The organism is Paracidovorax citrulli, assembly GCF_900100305.1.
Taxonomy (GTDB): Bacteria; Pseudomonadota; Gammaproteobacteria; order Burkholderiales; family Burkholderiaceae_C; genus Paracidovorax; species Paracidovorax citrulli.
The window spans coordinates 60,057-74,634 of the sequence record NZ_FNEY01000003.1; the positions used below are offsets into that span (position 1 = coordinate 60,057).

At 67.4% G+C, this 14,578-nt stretch carries 15 protein-coding genes; all 15 read right to left on the bottom strand.

The window, feature by feature from the left end:
- Nucleotides 1-34: 34 nt before the first annotated feature.
- Nucleotides 35-664 (bottom strand): hypothetical protein, encoded by a 630-nt coding sequence (locus BLR99_RS02735; RefSeq protein ID WP_074686800.1) that lies wholly within the window; start codon nucleotides 662-664, stop codon nucleotides 35-37.
- Entirely contained in the window at nucleotides 664-1,341 is a 678-nt protein-coding gene (locus BLR99_RS02740; RefSeq protein ID WP_011794766.1) for a hypothetical protein, read from the bottom strand. Before BLR99_RS02740 ends, BLR99_RS02735 begins: the two co-directional genes overlap by 1 nt.
- Complete coding sequence (locus BLR99_RS02745; RefSeq protein ID WP_074686802.1) at nucleotides 1,338-2,255, bottom strand: hypothetical protein; 918 nt, start codon at nucleotides 2,253-2,255, stop codon at nucleotides 1,338-1,340. The genes BLR99_RS02740 and BLR99_RS02745 overlap by 4 nt, the downstream gene beginning before the upstream one ends.
- A complete protein-coding gene (locus BLR99_RS02750) occupies nucleotides 2,252-3,163 on the bottom strand; it encodes a carbohydrate-binding protein (protein ID WP_046060207.1) in 912 nt (303 codons plus the stop codon). Before BLR99_RS02750 ends, BLR99_RS02745 begins: the two co-directional genes overlap by 4 nt.
- The gene (locus tag BLR99_RS02755) at nucleotides 3,160-8,865 is read right to left on the bottom strand and encodes a phage tail length tape measure family protein (RefSeq protein ID WP_074686803.1); all 5,706 of its coding nucleotides are present in this window, start codon (nucleotides 8,863-8,865) and stop codon (nucleotides 3,160-3,162) included. The genes BLR99_RS02750 and BLR99_RS02755 overlap by 4 nt, the downstream gene beginning before the upstream one ends.
- A 74-nt stretch (nucleotides 8,866-8,939) precedes the next feature.
- Entirely contained in the window at nucleotides 8,940-9,203 is a 264-nt protein-coding gene (locus BLR99_RS02760; RefSeq protein WP_011794762.1) for a DUF1799 domain-containing protein, read from the bottom strand.
- A 62-nt stretch (nucleotides 9,204-9,265) separates the two neighbouring features.
- Nucleotides 9,266-9,787, bottom strand: a complete 522-nt coding sequence (locus BLR99_RS02765) for a phage tail assembly chaperone (protein WP_046060211.1) — start codon at nucleotides 9,785-9,787, stop codon at nucleotides 9,266-9,268.
- Nucleotides 9,788-9,896: 109 nt separating this feature from the next.
- Nucleotides 9,897-10,544, bottom strand: a complete 648-nt coding sequence (locus BLR99_RS02770; protein ID WP_074686805.1) for a phage tail tube protein — start codon at nucleotides 10,542-10,544, stop codon at nucleotides 9,897-9,899.
- Nucleotides 10,545-10,629: 85 nt separating this feature from the next.
- Entirely contained in the window at nucleotides 10,630-10,992 is a 363-nt protein-coding gene (locus BLR99_RS02775; RefSeq protein ID WP_046060054.1) for a gp17 family tail completion protein, read from the bottom strand.
- Nucleotides 10,989-11,444, bottom strand: coding sequence for an HK97-gp10 family putative phage morphogenesis protein (locus tag BLR99_RS02780; protein WP_011794758.1), 456 nt, complete (start codon nucleotides 11,442-11,444; stop codon nucleotides 10,989-10,991). The genes BLR99_RS02775 and BLR99_RS02780 overlap by 4 nt, the downstream gene beginning before the upstream one ends.
- A 1-nt stretch (nucleotide 11,445) precedes the next feature.
- Complete coding sequence (locus BLR99_RS02785; protein WP_074686807.1) at nucleotides 11,446-11,772, bottom strand: phage head closure protein; 327 nt, start codon at nucleotides 11,770-11,772, stop codon at nucleotides 11,446-11,448.
- A 1-nt stretch (nucleotide 11,773) separates the two neighbouring features.
- Complete coding sequence (locus BLR99_RS02790) at nucleotides 11,774-12,109, bottom strand: head-tail connector protein (protein WP_046060052.1); 336 nt, start codon at nucleotides 12,107-12,109, stop codon at nucleotides 11,774-11,776.
- Complete coding sequence (locus tag BLR99_RS02795) at nucleotides 12,106-12,462, bottom strand: hypothetical protein (RefSeq protein ID WP_046060051.1); 357 nt, start codon at nucleotides 12,460-12,462, stop codon at nucleotides 12,106-12,108. Before BLR99_RS02795 ends, BLR99_RS02790 begins: the two co-directional genes overlap by 4 nt.
- A gap of 50 nt (nucleotides 12,463-12,512) precedes the next feature.
- A complete protein-coding gene (locus BLR99_RS02800) occupies nucleotides 12,513-13,706 on the bottom strand; it encodes a phage major capsid protein (protein ID WP_046060050.1) in 1,194 nt (397 codons plus the stop codon).
- A 10-nt stretch (nucleotides 13,707-13,716) separates the two neighbouring features.
- A complete protein-coding gene (locus BLR99_RS02805; RefSeq protein ID WP_046060049.1) occupies nucleotides 13,717-14,577 on the bottom strand; it encodes a head maturation protease, ClpP-related in 861 nt (286 codons plus the stop codon).
- Nucleotide 14,578 lies beyond the last annotated feature (1 nt).

Here is a 14,578-nt window from a genome sequence, read left to right on the forward strand (position 1 = left end):
ACGCGGCGGGCTGTGGTGGGGTGGTGCAACGAGGTCAGGTCGGCCAGCCGGCGGCCTCGTCGATCGCCTCGATCTGCTCGATGTCTGCGGCGTTCCAGGCCAGTTCCTCCAGCCGTTGGCGCGTGCCCGACAGCGCGCCGTGCACGGATCGGTAGGCCATGTCCAGCGCCACGATCCTTCGCGCCAGCTCGGCGCGGTCCAGGCCGCGCGCCGCGGCAGCAGCATCGATCCACGGGGTTGCCGCCGCGTCATCTGCCTGCAGGGCTCGGGCCTCTCGGGTCTGCACCGGCCAGCTCTCTCGCTCGGCGCTCGGATAGCTGGCCGAGATCGCCGCGGTGCGCCGCTCGTATTCGGAGTTGATCGCCGCGATCTTCATGCCGCGTGCGCGCTGCACGTCGCGGGCTGCTTCTCGCTCTCGTGCATCGATTTCTTCGGCCGTGAGCGGCACCACCGCCCAGGTCTGCCGCCACACGCCACCCACCTCCAGCGGTGGCAGCTCCACCGTGCGCTCCGCCGCCGCGTCATGGGCGGGCTGGGCGGTGGCCTCGACGAGCAGATACCCGTCGGGCGCCGAGAACGGCACCGGGAAAGAGCACTCCGGGTGTCGCGCGATCACGTCTTGCTCGGTCAGCGGATACGCCCCCGTCTCGATGTGCAAATACATCACATGTCTCCTGCGTTGTTGGGATAGGAGCGGCCTCCGCCCCACATGATTCGCACGGCGCCAGCACCCTGGCGCAGCACTGACCCGGACGGGACAAATACCGTGATCGTGACGGCCTGGCCGGGGACCACAGCCACGTTGTTTTTCCACGCGAGCGCGCCGCCTCTCGACCCATTGCTGGTGCTGGTAGGGCCGCCGTTGCCACCCCCGTACGACCCACCGAACACCCCGCTCGAATCGCTCCCCGGAGCGCTGCCGACGCCCTTGAGCCCGATGCCTTTGCCGCCATACCCGGTGGTGCCGCCAGAGTTGCCCTCGCCCGACCCCGTGCCGGCAGAATTTGGCCAGCTGGCCCCGGGGCCGCCATCGCCGGTATAGCCACCAGCACCGCCCCCGCCCCCGGCCAACGGGTCCGCGCCGGGCGTCCCAGTATCCACCCACCCGCCTCCTGCGCCACCATTCCCGCCTCCGTCGCCGATCCGATCGAAGTTGAGCGCGCGGCAGACGATCACGCCACCGACGACAACCTGGGTGGCGTTGCCGAAACCGCCCGTCTCCACGCAGACCATAGAGATCGACTCCACCCCCGGAGGAACGATCCAGGTGGCCGAGGCGAGAAACTCCACCTGGCCAGGTGCTGCGTTGCCCGCGAACATGAGTTGCTCGATGTCGATCATGGCTGGTAGTTGCTCAGTGCTGCGCCGCGCCAGGTCGTGCCGCCGTTGCGCGTGGTGAACATGAAGAGGTGGACGCGTCCAGTGGTGAGCGTCGGCGCGACGTTGGCCGGCCACTTGACCGACGCGGGCCAGGTGATAACGCCTCCCCGGTGGTCCACCTCCAGGGCGAATGAGCCGCGCACACCAGACGCCGGTGGGTTGACGAAGCTGAACGCGGCGTTGCCGAAGATGGTCTGGAAAAAATAATTGGAGTTGTTGCAATCGACCACAAGGTCGCCCATCTCCAGCGCGTTGCCGCGCAGCGCGCCGGTGTACGAGACGATGCCTGCGAAGGACGGCGACACTTTGGGCGCCAGGGTCGGAAGGTCAGTGGGTGTCAGCGTGACCGCACCCGACCGGCCATTGACCGACGACACGCCGGCGACCGCGGAGATGCCCTCCACCCATGCGCTACCGCTCCATGTCATCACCTTGCTGGTGCTGGTGTTGTAGTACACCGCGCCGGCCTGCAGGGCTGCCCCCTGGTTGTCGGTGGTCGGCGCGGAGGCCTTGGCCCCAAGGTATCGTCTGTCCACCTGCAGCGCCGATGCGCTGGCCGCCGTGGCCGATGCGCTCGCGTTGCCTGCCTGGGTGATGGCCGTGTCGCGCGCAGCCTCGGCGCCAGCGCGCGCGGCGGCAGCGTTGGTCGCCTGCGTGCCGGCCGTGGTCGCGGAGCCCGCGGCCGCCGTCGCTCGCTCCTGTGCAGCCGTAGCGTTCTGGAACACGTTGGCGGCCACCGCATTGATCTGCGGCACCATATTGACCTGCGCCGCCACGGTGGCAAAGCCCTTGCTGTTGAAGTCCGCCGGTGTGTCGGTCGGCAGCGGCGCCGGGGGCAGCGCGTCGATTGCTGGCGGGGATGTGATGTTGGTCATGTGAGCCCTTCCAGCTCCAGCTCGGAGTCCGAGTAGTCGTAGTAGGAAATCACGATGTCGAACGACTTGTAGAAGCCGTACACCGTGGTTGATGCGTAGCGCTCGGAGCCCACCCACAGGCAGGGCGTGGCGCGAACCTCAGCCAGGAAGTCGTTGAAGGAATCCACCTCCGCGGCCGTGAGCAGCAGAGAGAAGCTCGCGCGCTTTGCGAAAGCCCTCTCCACCACCACCACGTCGCCGAACTCAGTGCGTTCCTTGCGGCTGTAGTCCTGGATGCCCACCCGCGCGCCGGCCTTAACGCCCAGCCCGAAAGTGCGCACTTGGCCAAGCAGCAGCACGCCCACCGCGAGCGTCGCGCCGCCCATGATGTCCACGAGCACATCTGCGCCCGGGAAGCTCGGCAGATCCATCTGGACGGACTGCGTGGGCATGCGCCGCTCGCCGAAGAACCACTGCCACCACCCGGCCGCCACAGGCTGGCGAGAGAGGTCCACCGTCTTGTCGTACACCGTGCCGTAGGCCGGATCGATCACGCGCACGCGCATGCTCGTGGTCCCGGAGAGGTTCAGGACCGCGAGCGACGTGATCGCCTGACCTGGGCGCAGCCGATACTGGATGCTGGAGGCCTGCGCGGTCTGCGAGCTCACCGACCTGTCGAAGACCTTCCAGCGGTTGGTCGCGCCAACCTCCACCCACCATCCCGCCGTGGCCGTCGGGTCTTTGCCCACGTTGCCGTCCTGCACGCTCTGGTACACCTTGTGGGCGCCCACGTGCATGACGCGGGCGCCCACCGCATAGGTAGTGCCCGATGTCCAAACGGGATAGTCGGACTCGGGCACGTTGGTGCTCACGAGCATGGCCGGGGTGACGGCGATCGGCCGCACCACGGTCAGGGACTTGATGCTCATGCGGTTTGCTCCTCTCGTTGCGGCGGCGTGCCGTCTCCGTCCCATCGCTCCAGCACTTTCGCGATGCGCGCGTTCAGCCGCAGGATCTCGCCTGCCTGCTGCCGGTTCTCGGCCACCAGCTGCGCCACCAGGCCCTCCAACCGTTCCGACCGACCGCTCTGCTGGCCCGCGTCGATCGCGGCCATCAGGGCGCGGTTGTCGGCGGCCGGGATGATCCGCTCGCCCTTGTGGACGATGGCCGGCGTGTCGTATGGCACGTAGTTCGTGCCCACCGCGAACGCCGGCACGCCCACGCTGGCTGCAGCCTTCACCCAGTCGCTGTAGAAATACCCGCTCAGGATCGACAGATCGTCCAGCGTCCCGCCAGCACTCCGAATTGCCGTGAGCAACCCGATCAGGTCCCCAGTGCCGTCGAAGGAGTGGTACAGGCCCGAGAGCCCGTCCAGCTTGGCGATCAACGCCTGGTCGATGACGGGCGTGTACCCGATCGAGGTGCCCAGCGAGGTGACCCGCCGGTACTTGGCCTCGGGCTGCGCAGGAGCGGTAACCGTGCCCGGACTCGACCCGCCCCAGACGGCCTGCGACCCACCGCCCTGCGGCGGCTTCGTCGCGGGCGGCTTGCCCAGCGCCGTTGCCAGCTTGTCGATCGCCTGCTCCACGGACAGGGTCGCGTCGAAGGTGCCGTTCGCGATGTCGATCTGCCGGCGCCAGTAGTCCAGCATTTCCTGCTGGGCTTTCAGCTGCCGGTTGATCGTCTCGGTCTGCAGGTCCAGCGCCTTGCCCTGGTCCTCCAGCAGCTTGATTTGCTGCTCCGCTGCGGTCTTCTGCCTGCCGCTGATGCTCTCCAGGCCGGACAGCATGCCGGCCAGGACCAGGCGGTCCCGGTCCTGCTCGAACTGCGTTGCATAGGCCCGCGAGTCCAGCCCGCCGCGGGCGGCCCCAATGGCCTCCTGCAGCGGCGCCTGGTCAGGCAGGTAGCCGGTGCGTCGCGCCGTCTCCAGCGCGCGCTCCACGAACGCCCAGCCCGCCGCGGCCTGCATGGACGCGGTGCTCTCCACCTGCCCGTACAACTCGCGCGCATTGCTGCGCACCAGGTCGAACACGCCGGTGATGAGAGACAGCGACTCGTCCGCCAGTGCGCGCTGCTGGCCCAATGCCGTGCGCTGCGCGTCGATACCTTCCAGCAGCGCGTTGAGGCGCTCGCTCTCCAGCGTCGCGGCATTCTGCAGCCGGGTGTATGCGGCTTCCCGCCCCTGCTGCGCCTTGACCTGCGCCGCCGCTGCGTCCTCGGCCCGGTAGATCTCCTCGGCCATCTGCACGAGCGCAGGGTTGAGCTTCGCGAGCGCAGCAAGCTCCTGGCTGCGCCGCAAGGCCAGGGCCTCGCGGTCCTTGCCTTGCGCCGTGAGCAGGCGCTGGTAGAGATCGACGCGCTTGTCCGCAACCGCGGTCGCATCCTCCAGATCGTAGATCTGCTGCACCAACCTGGCCAGCGCCGGGTCCAGCTGCATGAGCGCGTCGCGCTCCTGCTTGCGGCGCATCTCGATCACCGCGCGGTCATTGCCCTGGGCAGCCAGCAGCCGCTCCTCGAGCCCGCGGCGCGTGTCCGCCGAGATCGCCACCTGGTCAAACGCCCCCGCCAGCTGGATCAGCACGGCATAGGCCTTGCGGCCGGCCTCCGTGTTGAGGTCCTGGGCTTCCACCAGCTTTCGGTACTGCGCGCGGGCGTCGTCGGCGTTGATGTCCGGCAGCTTGATGTCCACCGTTGCGAGCTGCTTTTCCAGCTGCTTTCGCGCGGCGGCTCGCTGCTCTTCTGGCGCGTAGAACCGCTGGAAGTAGTCCGCATTCGCCGCGGCGAATTTGTCCACCCCACCGAACAGCTCCACCAGCTTGTCCGCCATGTCCCCGCCCTGCAGGCTCGCGGCGTACATGCTGTGGCCGAGGGTCTCGAACACGCCATTGGTCGCGGCGAGGCTGGTGGCCAGCCGCGTGATCGTGTCGAGCGAGCTCTCGCCCGCCTTCTGTACCTTCTTGAAGGCCTCGAGATTTGCCTGGGCGACCGGATCCACCGGCGCCGCGGCGGCCGCATCGGAGTTCGGCCAGGACAGGTTCTTCCGATCGCTCGCTGCTTCCTGAATGGTTGTGGGCAGCCCCAGGATCAGGTCGGCCATGCTGATGCCGAGCTTCTCGAACTCCTCCTGCAGCTTTTTCTGCGCGTCCTCCGGGCTCAGGCCCTGCAGGCTGACCTTGATCCGCGCGGTGAACTTGTCGAGCGCCTCGCCACCCAGGCCGAGCACCTTGCCCATCTCCTTGATGCTCGTCTTCATGGCGCCGAACTGGTCCGCCAGGCCCTTGCGCACCTCCTCGTCCAGCTCGCCGTACTTGGTCTTGCTGGACCGAAAAAGCCCACCCTTGTAGTACTGGTAGCTGCGCCCCTCGAAGCCCGCCTCGCCGCCGAATGTGCCCTCGATGCCGGTGTCCTTGAGCTTGCGCCCGAAGAGCCGATTCACGGCGCCCGAGATGAGCCCAGCGATGGGGCCTACACCCGGGATCATCGATGCGATGGCACCGATGGTGTTGACGTACTTGTTGACCTGATAGCCGCCGCTCACCAGCTTGGAGATGCCATAGCCGCTGAATCCGTTGAGCACGGATCCTGCGATGGCGCCCGCGAAGTTCGCGCCGCCGGCCTCAAACGCACCTCTGAATGCAGCCCATGACGATGTGTTCATCATGCCCGCGCCGAACTGGCCCAGCATTTCCTGCATGGCCTCGCTGCCGTAGCGTGCGAGCAAGTCGGAATTCACGATTCTGCTGCCCACGCTGCTCGCGACATTGAAACCGCTGCTGACGAAGTTGTAGGCGCTCAGCCCCGCCTGGGCAGCCCCTCCGACGCCGTTCCCGCCGCCAAGGAGTGCGTTCGTGGCGCCGGAGATGACACCCGCCACCGGAGCAATGATGGCGCTGATGATCGGTCGCAACACCAGCGTGTTGAACATGTTCTTCAACGTGTCGCGCAGGTTCTCGGCGAAACCCTTCCCGCTTTCAAAGCCGCGCAGCAGCGCATCCGTCAGGCTGCGGTTGATCTCGTCCGTCGTACGGCTCCAGTCGTCCTGGATGACCTTAGACACGGCCGCCTCACCCTCGATGCGCTTGGCCTGCTCGATGGTGTCTCGCGCCCGCCGCTTTGCCTCGCGCTGCGCATCGTCAGCATCGGGCATCTTGTCGACGGCTGCTAGCTCCTTCGCGAACTTCAGCTCCACCTGGCGGAGGGCGATGATCTTCTCCCGCTCCAGGCGGCTGAGGCCGGCCAGCTTGGCTTCGTCTGCGTAGATCCGCGCCTGCTCCTGCGCCGAACGCAGCAGATCGTCCGCGTGCGACTGAATCTTCAGCCCCGCGATCTGGTCCTCTGCCGCGCCCAGCCGGCGGATCGCCGCGATCTCGTCGTTGATCTGGTCGATGCGCTGCTGTGAGCCCGGGAACCCCTGCAGGATGGCCTTCTGCTCGTTCAGGCGATCAACGGTCAGGGCCCGCAGTTCGGTGGAGGACTTGCCGTACGCCGAGGCCTCATCTTCCAGCGCCTGCGCGCGGGCATTGATCTTGGAGATGTCGTCCGCGATCCGCACGTTCTCCTTGTCGCGCTGCTCTTCGAACTTGCGGCGATCTCGCTCTACCGCCAGCAAGCGCTCCGACACATCCAGCTCATCGAGCTTGGCCAGGATTTTCGCCTTGTTCGTTGCCGTCAGCCTGCCTTCATTCTGCGCGATTTGGGCAAGCAGCTCTGCCCGCTGGGCCTCCGCCGAATTGAGCTTGCCGCCGGTCTCGATCTCCTGCCTGTTTTTGTCGATCTTCGCCTGGATGGAGGCCGCCAGACTTTGGTACGCGGTCTGCTCCGACTTGACGGCCGCGCCTCCCTTCTTCGCGTACTCCTCGCGGATGTTGGCCAGACGCTCTTCGATCTCAGCTTTCGACCGGCCCGCAGCTGCGCCTTCGTTGCGCGCCTGGGTCAGCTCGCGCTCCATTTTTGCCTTGTCGGAGAGGTATTTCTCGCCCGCCTTTTCCCACGCTTGCGTGGCCTGCATCTGGTCTGCGCGCTCTCGTCCTTCCTCCGCCGCTGCCTTTTCAGCGTACGCGACACCCTCCAGCGCGGCGGCTTCAGCGCCCAGGGATGCAAGCCGGTCCTTCAGCTGCTGCTGGGCTGCAGCGTTGATCGCGCCCCGGCCGTTCCCGAACGCGGCGCCGCCCTCGGTGGATCCGAACCCACGTCCGGAGTCCAACTGCTTTTCAACAGCCGCGATCTCCTCCTTCACCTGCTTGAGCTTGTCCTGGGTGGTCTGGGCCCGGCCCAGGCCTAGCATGTTGTCCCAGCCCTTCTTCGCAGCATCCGCCACGGCGCGCCAGCCGCGCTCCAGGGTGCCCAGGTTGCGATCGATATCGCCCGCGCGGCTGATGAGCGCGTCCGCGTAGGCCTGCTGCGCGACGCGCGCCGCGTCCGTCGTGCGGCCCTGGTCCTCCAGGCTCTTGATCTGGCGATAGGTGCTCTCCGTGAGGAAATTCATTCCATCGTTGAGCTTGAGCACGCCGGCCAACGGTTCTTTGCGCAGGTCGGCGAACTGCTCGGCGGTCTTGCTCACGGCCTGCCCGGTGGCGCGCTCGTACTGCACCGCGGCGAGGCCGGCGTCGCGCAGCACGTCGCCGACAACCTTGCCGGTGCCCGCGAGGGCGGTCAGGGATTCGGCGGCCTTGCCCTGGGTGCCCGCCACGCCACTGATCTCTTGGGCGTAGGCTTTCAACTCTCCGGCGGTGGTTCCGGCTGCGTTGCCAGTCAGGGTGATCGCATTGCGATAGCCCTCCGCCTCCTTGGTGCCCTGGTAGTAGGCAAGCGCCAGTACGCCAGCGGCCGCGGCCGCGGCGGTGAGCGGGTTCAGCAACCCCATGAGGTAGCCGCCAAGCCCCTTGATCGCAGCTCCGGCACCGCCGAATTGATCCTTGATCTGCGAGCCTTGCTGCAGAAAAACCGTCAGAGGCGCTTGGCCTCCTTGCAGCGACACGACGATGTCGCTGATCTGCGCGGGCAGCCCGCGCAGTGCTGCTGCTGTCTGCGCCGCAGACACACCCACCTTGCCCAACCCCTGCTCCTGCTCGCGCAGCCGGGCGATCATCGGCGCCGCCTTGTCGGAGACGCCCAGCTGCGCGGCCTGCATCGCCAGCAGCTCGGAGCGCGTTCTTCCAATCGCCGTGACCTGGCTCTGCAGCGATGCGACGAACTCGGACTGCTGTCGTGCACGCGACTCCACTTCGCGCTGCTGCTGCACCGCTTGCGTCAGCCGGTCCTGCTCGGCGCGCAGCTGGCGAAGTGCACCGAGCTGGCCGGAGATGGCGCTCACGTCGGCGCCGCGCATGCGCGCCAGTTGCTCCAGCCCCTCGGCGGATTTCAGGCTGTAGCCCTGGGCTTCCACCACGGCTCGCTGCTGGTCAGCCACCGCCCGCCGGGCAGCAGACGCAAGGCTGGCATTGGCGCGCTCGATGGCCTTAGCGCTCTGGTCAGCCTTGCCGCCCAGGCTCTCAATGGAATCGGCCGCAGCGTCACCGGCCTGTTTCACGGTGGACGCCATCCGACGGGCGCCGGTCTCGACGCGCGCGAGGGCCTGCTCGCCCTTCGTCACATCCATCTCGAATTCGCCCTGGATCTTCATGTCGGACATGCGCACACCCGCAATAGAAAAGCCCCGCGGCATGTGCCGAAGGGCTGGAAAAAGGAAGGCCCGCCGGAGCGGGCTCAGGTCGTTTGCTTGGGAGCGAACTCGTGCATGGTGGCGACGGCCTCTTCCTCCAGAATCTGGAGGCAGCAGTGCAGGTCGTTCCACCCCTCATCGTCCAGGCCCAGCCGGTCCATCAGTGGGTAGATGGCCTCCCAGCGGAGCCCGTATGGCACGCCGCCCATGGGTGGGACCATCCAGCGTGTTCCCACCTGCGAGAACAGGGCGGTGGCCATGGCGTTGTCGGGCCACACCTCGACCGTTTCGGTCTGGTAGTCCTCCAACTCGAAGCCCTCTGCACGGGCCTCCGATTCGGTGATCGGCGGCTCGTGCAGGGCCCGGCCGATCAGTCGGAGTTTCCCAGGCGGCCCTGGAGGATCGCGCGGTCGTAGTCGGCCAGGATCGCAGAGAGCGATCCGCCGAACTTCTCTTCCAGCAGGGTGAGGCTCTCGACATTGAGAGGGTTGGTCACGCTCCAGCCGGTGGCGAACCGCATGATCAGGGCGGCATCGAGGGCGGCGCCTTCGCGGTGGCTGGCGACCATGCCGTGCGTCGCGATGTTGGCTATCGCGGTGTCCAGATAGGACGGCGCTTCCGCGTCGACCGAGCCCTCCTCGGCCGCGTCCGTCTGGGTGTCGGCCTGAGCCGCTTGCGCGGCCTGGGCCGCCTTCAGCCGCTCGAACACGGCGCGCTGCCGCTCGTCACGCAGCTCGGCCCATTCCGTTTTCTGCATGGCGTTGCAGGTGAGGGTGAGCTTGGCCTTCTTGCCGTCCAGGCGCTGCAGCGTGATCGGCAGTTTGAACGTGGGGGCCTGGCCGTCGTCGAGGCTCTTCAGGATGGTGACGGGGACGGTCTTCTCTTTTGCCATGATGGTGGTCTTTCGCAGGGTTAGAAAAATGCCCGTGCCGCAGCCCGCCAGCCCTGCGAAGAGCGATGCGAGCTGCGGTCGGTGCTGGGGTGGGCACGGGGCCCGGGAATCAGGCGGCGTAGCGCGTGCTGACGTTCTGCGCGTTGAACGTGCCCTTCACGGTCACGATCTGGCCCTCGGTGAGGGTTTCTTCCTCGTTGAACGACACGGTGGCCGGGATCAGCGAGATCGCGCCCGACTTGGTGCGGCGGCGCACCACGGTGTTCGCGTTCGTCTCGGACAGGAGCTTGAGCGCGGCGTAGGCAGGCGTGCCGATCATGTCGGCGTCCATGTCGAACGTGCGCTGGACCGCGTTGAAGCCGTCGTTCAGCGCCACCTCGACGTCCGACTCGATGAACTTCACGTTCACGGTCTTTGCATCGCCGCCGCTCGTGCTGTGGTTGAGGGTCTTGTCGAGATCCACCCAGGTGGTCACCTTCTGGACGCTGCCGCCGCCGCTGCCAGGGGTGAACAGCTCGGTGTTCGTGGTATTGGCACCTTCGAGCACGAAGGAATCGGTGGACACGCCCTTGACGCGGAACGCGCGGAAGTTGAGGCGGCCCCAGCCGGAGAACACCAGCACGATGTCACCGTTGGAGTAGCCGTGTCCAGCGGAGCTGACCACGGCTTCGGCGGCGTTGGTGATGTTGGAAATGGTCTTCGCGGTGGCGAGGACGGTGGCAACCGAGTGGATGGTGCCGGTGGGAGTGCGTGCCATGGTGGGCCTTTCTTGAACGAAAAAAGCCCGCATGTGCGGGCGTTGGTGGGTTGCCCTTGCGGGCGGGTTCGGCCTCGGGCCGGAATCAGTCGCGCGACCCGTAGATCGAGAAGATCTGGGTCGCGCCGTAGACGCTCTGCGCCTCAGCGCCATCCGCGATGCCTGCGGTCGGCTCGCCCTGCGGCTCGACCTGCAGCACCGGGTGCGCGCACAGGTCGTCCTCGACCTGCCGGATCAGCGCGAAAGCCACTGCGGGGTCGTCCGCCCACACAGCGACGTGCATGAGGACGTTCCGCAGGTTCGACGTGTTCTCCACGTAGCGCAGCGTGCGCCCGCCGACGTGCTTGAACACGATCCGCGGCAGCGGCGCGCCGTGCGGGCCAATGGTCGGGTAGACGTTCGGGCACCGGGCCTGGAGCACGGCCAGCAGTTCGCTTTCGATGCTCATTCCTTGACCCTCGCGACGAACTCCGCCTTCATGATCACTAGGGCGTCAGCCTTTCCGGCGTTCATCGCACGGGTGATGAAAGGGTGGGCCGGCGCGCGGCTGGTGCCGTTGTGCACCATGAATCCGTACGGCGCTTTGCGGTGGTTCCACGAGAGGTGGTAGGTGGCCCGTCCGTCGGCGCTGTTGTCCTTCGAATAGGCCTGATAGATCGCGTCGCGGAGAGTGCCCGGCGCGAAGTAGTAGGCCGCGGCCTGCTTGCTGCCGGCCGGCGCCGCCTTCGCCGCGGTGCCGTAGAAGTAGTGCCCGTCTTCAGATACGGGCACGAACAGCTTCGCGAGGGAGTAGCAGTGCTCGGTCGCGGCCTGGGCTGCAGGACGCGCCGCCGCTCGGATCTTTCTCCGCGTGGCGCGCAGCGCCTGGGCGAACCCGTCGACGTTGATCGTGGTCGCCATATCAGCCTCCGATCTCGCACACCAGGTCGACGTATTCGCGGCCCGCCGCATCGGGCAGCACGGCCTGGACGTCGTAGACCACGCCGCCGTGCAGCACACGCATGCCGGCTGCCAGGTCAGTGCGCCAGCGCACGCGGATCGACACTTTCGCCACCGACGCCTGCGCGTCGGCCTTGATGGCGGCGAGACCGGACAGCGTCTTTATGCTCGCCCAGGTCGTGCCAACGTCCAACCAGTTCGCCGGGCCAGGCTTCGGAGAGCCCCAGCCGCCTTTCTCGTCGCCGCGGCGTTGGATGGTGATGCGGCGGTTCAGGTCTCCTGCTCGCATCTCATACCCCCAGGCCCACGCGGTACGGCTGCAGCAACGCGTGCGCGCCGAACGGCACCTTGGTTGCCGTGCCGGGCAGCACCTCCTCGCGGTTGGCGTAGAGGTGGCCCAGGATCAGCAGGATGGCCGCCTGCACCGCGGCGTTGACCACCATCGGCAGTGCCTCCGGCGGCTCGGCAGCCGCGTCCAGCGCCGCCTGCGTGGCGTACACGTTGCGGTTCAGGTGCTCGACGGCCGACGCCTGCGCCGCGGCCAAGTACAGCGTCACCAGCTCGTCCTCGTCTCCGGCATCGATGCGCAGGTGCGCCCGGGCCGTCTCGATGGGCACCAGATTCACTTCCGGCTCCGCGTCGGCTTGGCCGGCTCCGGTGCTGCCGCGGGCGCTGCGTCGCTGGGTTCCGGCGCGGCCGAAGCCACGACAACCTCTCGCACGCGGGCCTCGTCGGCGTCCGAGAACACAGCGCCGAAGTGGCTGCGCATCGCGCGCACCACGTAGTCGGGATCGCTGTTCTCGCCCGGCAGGCCCGCGAGCGCGGCGTCGAGTTCTGCGCGCAGGTTGTCGCGCGGAGCGTCGCCGTTCTCCGCCACGCGGTCGGCCGCGCCGGCGTCAATCAGCTGCTGCCCGCGGCTGCTGTCCATGCGGACGGTCATGCCGGCGCGCGGGTCCGGCTCCTTGAACTGGATGAGCATGGGATTCTCCTGGTGGATGGCGGGGCCCGCGCGTGGCGGGCCACAGGCGATCAGGTCACGTTGCCGAAGTCGCCGTAAATGAAGGCTTCGGGGCGGTACACGGCCAGCGCCAGGCGCTCTTCCGCCAGGATCGTGACCAGGTTCTTCACGAAGTCGTCTTCGTTCTCGGTGGCCACCTCGACCCGGGCCTGCCAGCGGTCGAAGATCTGAGCGCCCAGGCGGAATGCGCCGGCCAGGAACTTGTCCACGGTGATCGCCTGCGTGGTAACCACCGGGCGGTTCCACAGCGTCGCGCCCAGGACGCCCTGCGGGTTGCCGATGATGTAGCGGCCCGTGGTGTCCTTGGTCAGCTCGATGCGTGCCCAGTCGATAGGGTTCATCACGACGCCCGTGGCCGGGTACTCGGCCAGCTCCGACTGCAGGAAGGCCAGGCGGATGTTGTCGATGTTGGTCTCGGTGCCGGCGGGGTCGAACGGGGCGGCGAAGGCCGTGGCCTGCGGGATGATGCCCAGCAGGTTCTGGCCAGTGCCGTCGCCGTTGAGCAGCTGCTGCTCTTCCTTGAAGGCCAGTCCGTAGCGCAGGCGGCCGTCGATGAAGCTGGCGAGCTGGGAGGCATCGCTCAGGATCTGGCGCGAGGCCTTCATGTAGTGGGCGATCACCTTGGCCGTCGTCGCCACCAGGTCGAACTTGATGCTCGACTCGGGCTTCTTGGTGGCCTCGGCCACCATGCCGGCGTTGTTCGTGAAGCCCGTTTCCTTCACGTACTCCAGGGCGTTTCCGTCCATGTTGCCCGGGGTGAGCAGGTCACGCACCGTCATGCGGCGCTGCGGCAGCGTCAGGATGCCGGGAACGCGCGTGGTCTGCACCAGGTCGCCCGCCGAGCCGTCGGCGTCGGTGGTCAGGCTGGTGATAGCCGCCTTCACAGGCATGTCCACGCGGCCGCGCGGGGTCTGCATGGCCATGAGGTTCTTCACGGCCTCGCTGTTCACGAACTGCTGGCCGATCGACTGGTGCTGCACATCGCCGCCCGCGCCGTTCGCTTCGATCTTGGCCAGGAGCTGCTGCGCCTGCTGCAGATTCGCCTGCAGTTCGCCCTGCTTCAGCAGCAGGCCGTCCACGGTCTTTCGGGTTTCGGCGTTGAGGTCGGCGTTCTTGGCGGCGGCCTCGGCGTGCTTTTTGAGCTGGTCGCCGACCTGCTGGAGGCTGGCGTTGATCTGCTCGATGTCTTTCTCGATTTGCGGCATGGTTGCCCTTTCAGGAGAGGATGGTGGTGAGGGATGCGGCCAAGGCCGCGGTCTTGCTGATGTCGGCCGCGTGGCCGCGCTCGGTGGGATCTCCCTCACCGCTGCCGGCGGGATCGCCCGCGCCGGCCTTGAACTCGCTGATGAGGCGCATGGCCTCGCTCTTGGGCATGCCGCTGGCACGTAGGCCGGCTTCGATGCGGCGCACTGCGCTGGCGCTGGCGCCGCCGTGGCCCTTTCCGACCTGGTCGGAAGGCAGCAATTCGTCGGCAAACCCCTGCTCTACCGCTGCAGTGCCGCCGATCCAGGATTCCGAGTCCAGAAGCTTGGCAACGGCCTTCGACTCCAGCCCGGTCCTCGCGCTGTAGATGTCGGCCATCGCGGCGTCGAAAGGCTCCAGCCATGCCGCGATTTCGCGCAGGTCGTTGCGGTTGCCGGCGGCCACCACCCAGGCGTTGTGGATCATCAGGAAGCCGGAGCGCGCGATCTGCACGGTGTCACCGGCCATCGCGATCACGGAGCCGGCCGAGGCCGCCAGCCCCAGCACCTTCACGTTCACCTCGCCCTCGTGCTCGCGCAGCAGGTTGTAGATGGCGAGGCCCTCGAACATGTCGCCGCCAGGGCTGTTCAGGTTCACCGTGACCGGGCCTTTGCCCAGGCTCCGCAGCGCGCCCGCGATTCGTTTGGCCGTCACGCCCTCGCCCGTCCATGGGTCGTAGCCGATGGCGTCGTAGATGCTGATCGTGCGGTCCTCGTCCTTGTCGGCGGCCCGAACCTCCGGATTCCAGCGGTCCAGGGCGCGCGGCAGGATCTCGCTGCGCACGCTGGCGCTCGGGCGGCCCATCGGAGCGCCCGGCAAATTCTTGATGCTCATG

Bases quoted from the DNA above. Each gene is read 5' to 3' on its own strand.
- BLR99_RS02800 (WP_046060050.1), bottom strand. From the start codon at position 13,706: ATGCCGCAAATCGAGAAAGACATCGAGCAGATCAACGCCAGCCTCCAG.
- BLR99_RS02805 (WP_046060049.1), bottom strand. From the start codon at position 14,577: ATGAGCATCAAGAATTTGCCGGGCGCTCCGATGGGCCGCCCGAGCGCC.
- BLR99_RS02740 (WP_011794766.1), bottom strand. From the start codon at position 1,341: ATGATCGACATCGAGCAACTCATGTTCGCGGGCAACGCAGCACCTGGC.
- BLR99_RS02765 (WP_046060211.1), bottom strand. From the start codon at position 9,787: ATGGCAAAAGAGAAGACCGTCCCCGTCACCATCCTGAAGAGCCTCGAC.
- BLR99_RS02795 (WP_046060051.1), bottom strand. From the start codon at position 12,462: ATGCTCATCCAGTTCAAGGAGCCGGACCCGCGCGCCGGCATGACCGTC.
- BLR99_RS02775 (WP_046060054.1), bottom strand. From the start codon at position 10,992: ATGAGCATCGAAAGCGAACTGCTGGCCGTGCTCCAGGCCCGGTGCCCG.
- BLR99_RS02735 (WP_074686800.1), bottom strand. From the start codon at position 664: ATGTATTTGCACATCGAGACGGGGGCGTATCCGCTGACCGAGCAAGAC.
- BLR99_RS02755 (WP_074686803.1), bottom strand. From the start codon at position 8,865: ATGTCCGACATGAAGATCCAGGGCGAATTCGAGATGGATGTGACGAAG.
- BLR99_RS02785 (WP_074686807.1), bottom strand. From the start codon at position 11,772: ATGCGAGCAGGAGACCTGAACCGCCGCATCACCATCCAACGCCGCGGC.
- BLR99_RS02750 (WP_046060207.1), bottom strand. From the start codon at position 3,163: ATGAGCATCAAGTCCCTGACCGTGGTGCGGCCGATCGCCGTCACCCCG.
- BLR99_RS02780 (WP_011794758.1), bottom strand. From the start codon at position 11,444: ATGGCGACCACGATCAACGTCGACGGGTTCGCCCAGGCGCTGCGCGCC.
- BLR99_RS02745 (WP_074686802.1), bottom strand. From the start codon at position 2,255: ATGACCAACATCACATCCCCGCCAGCAATCGACGCGCTGCCCCCGGCG.
- BLR99_RS02770 (WP_074686805.1), bottom strand. From the start codon at position 10,544: ATGGCACGCACTCCCACCGGCACCATCCACTCGGTTGCCACCGTCCTC.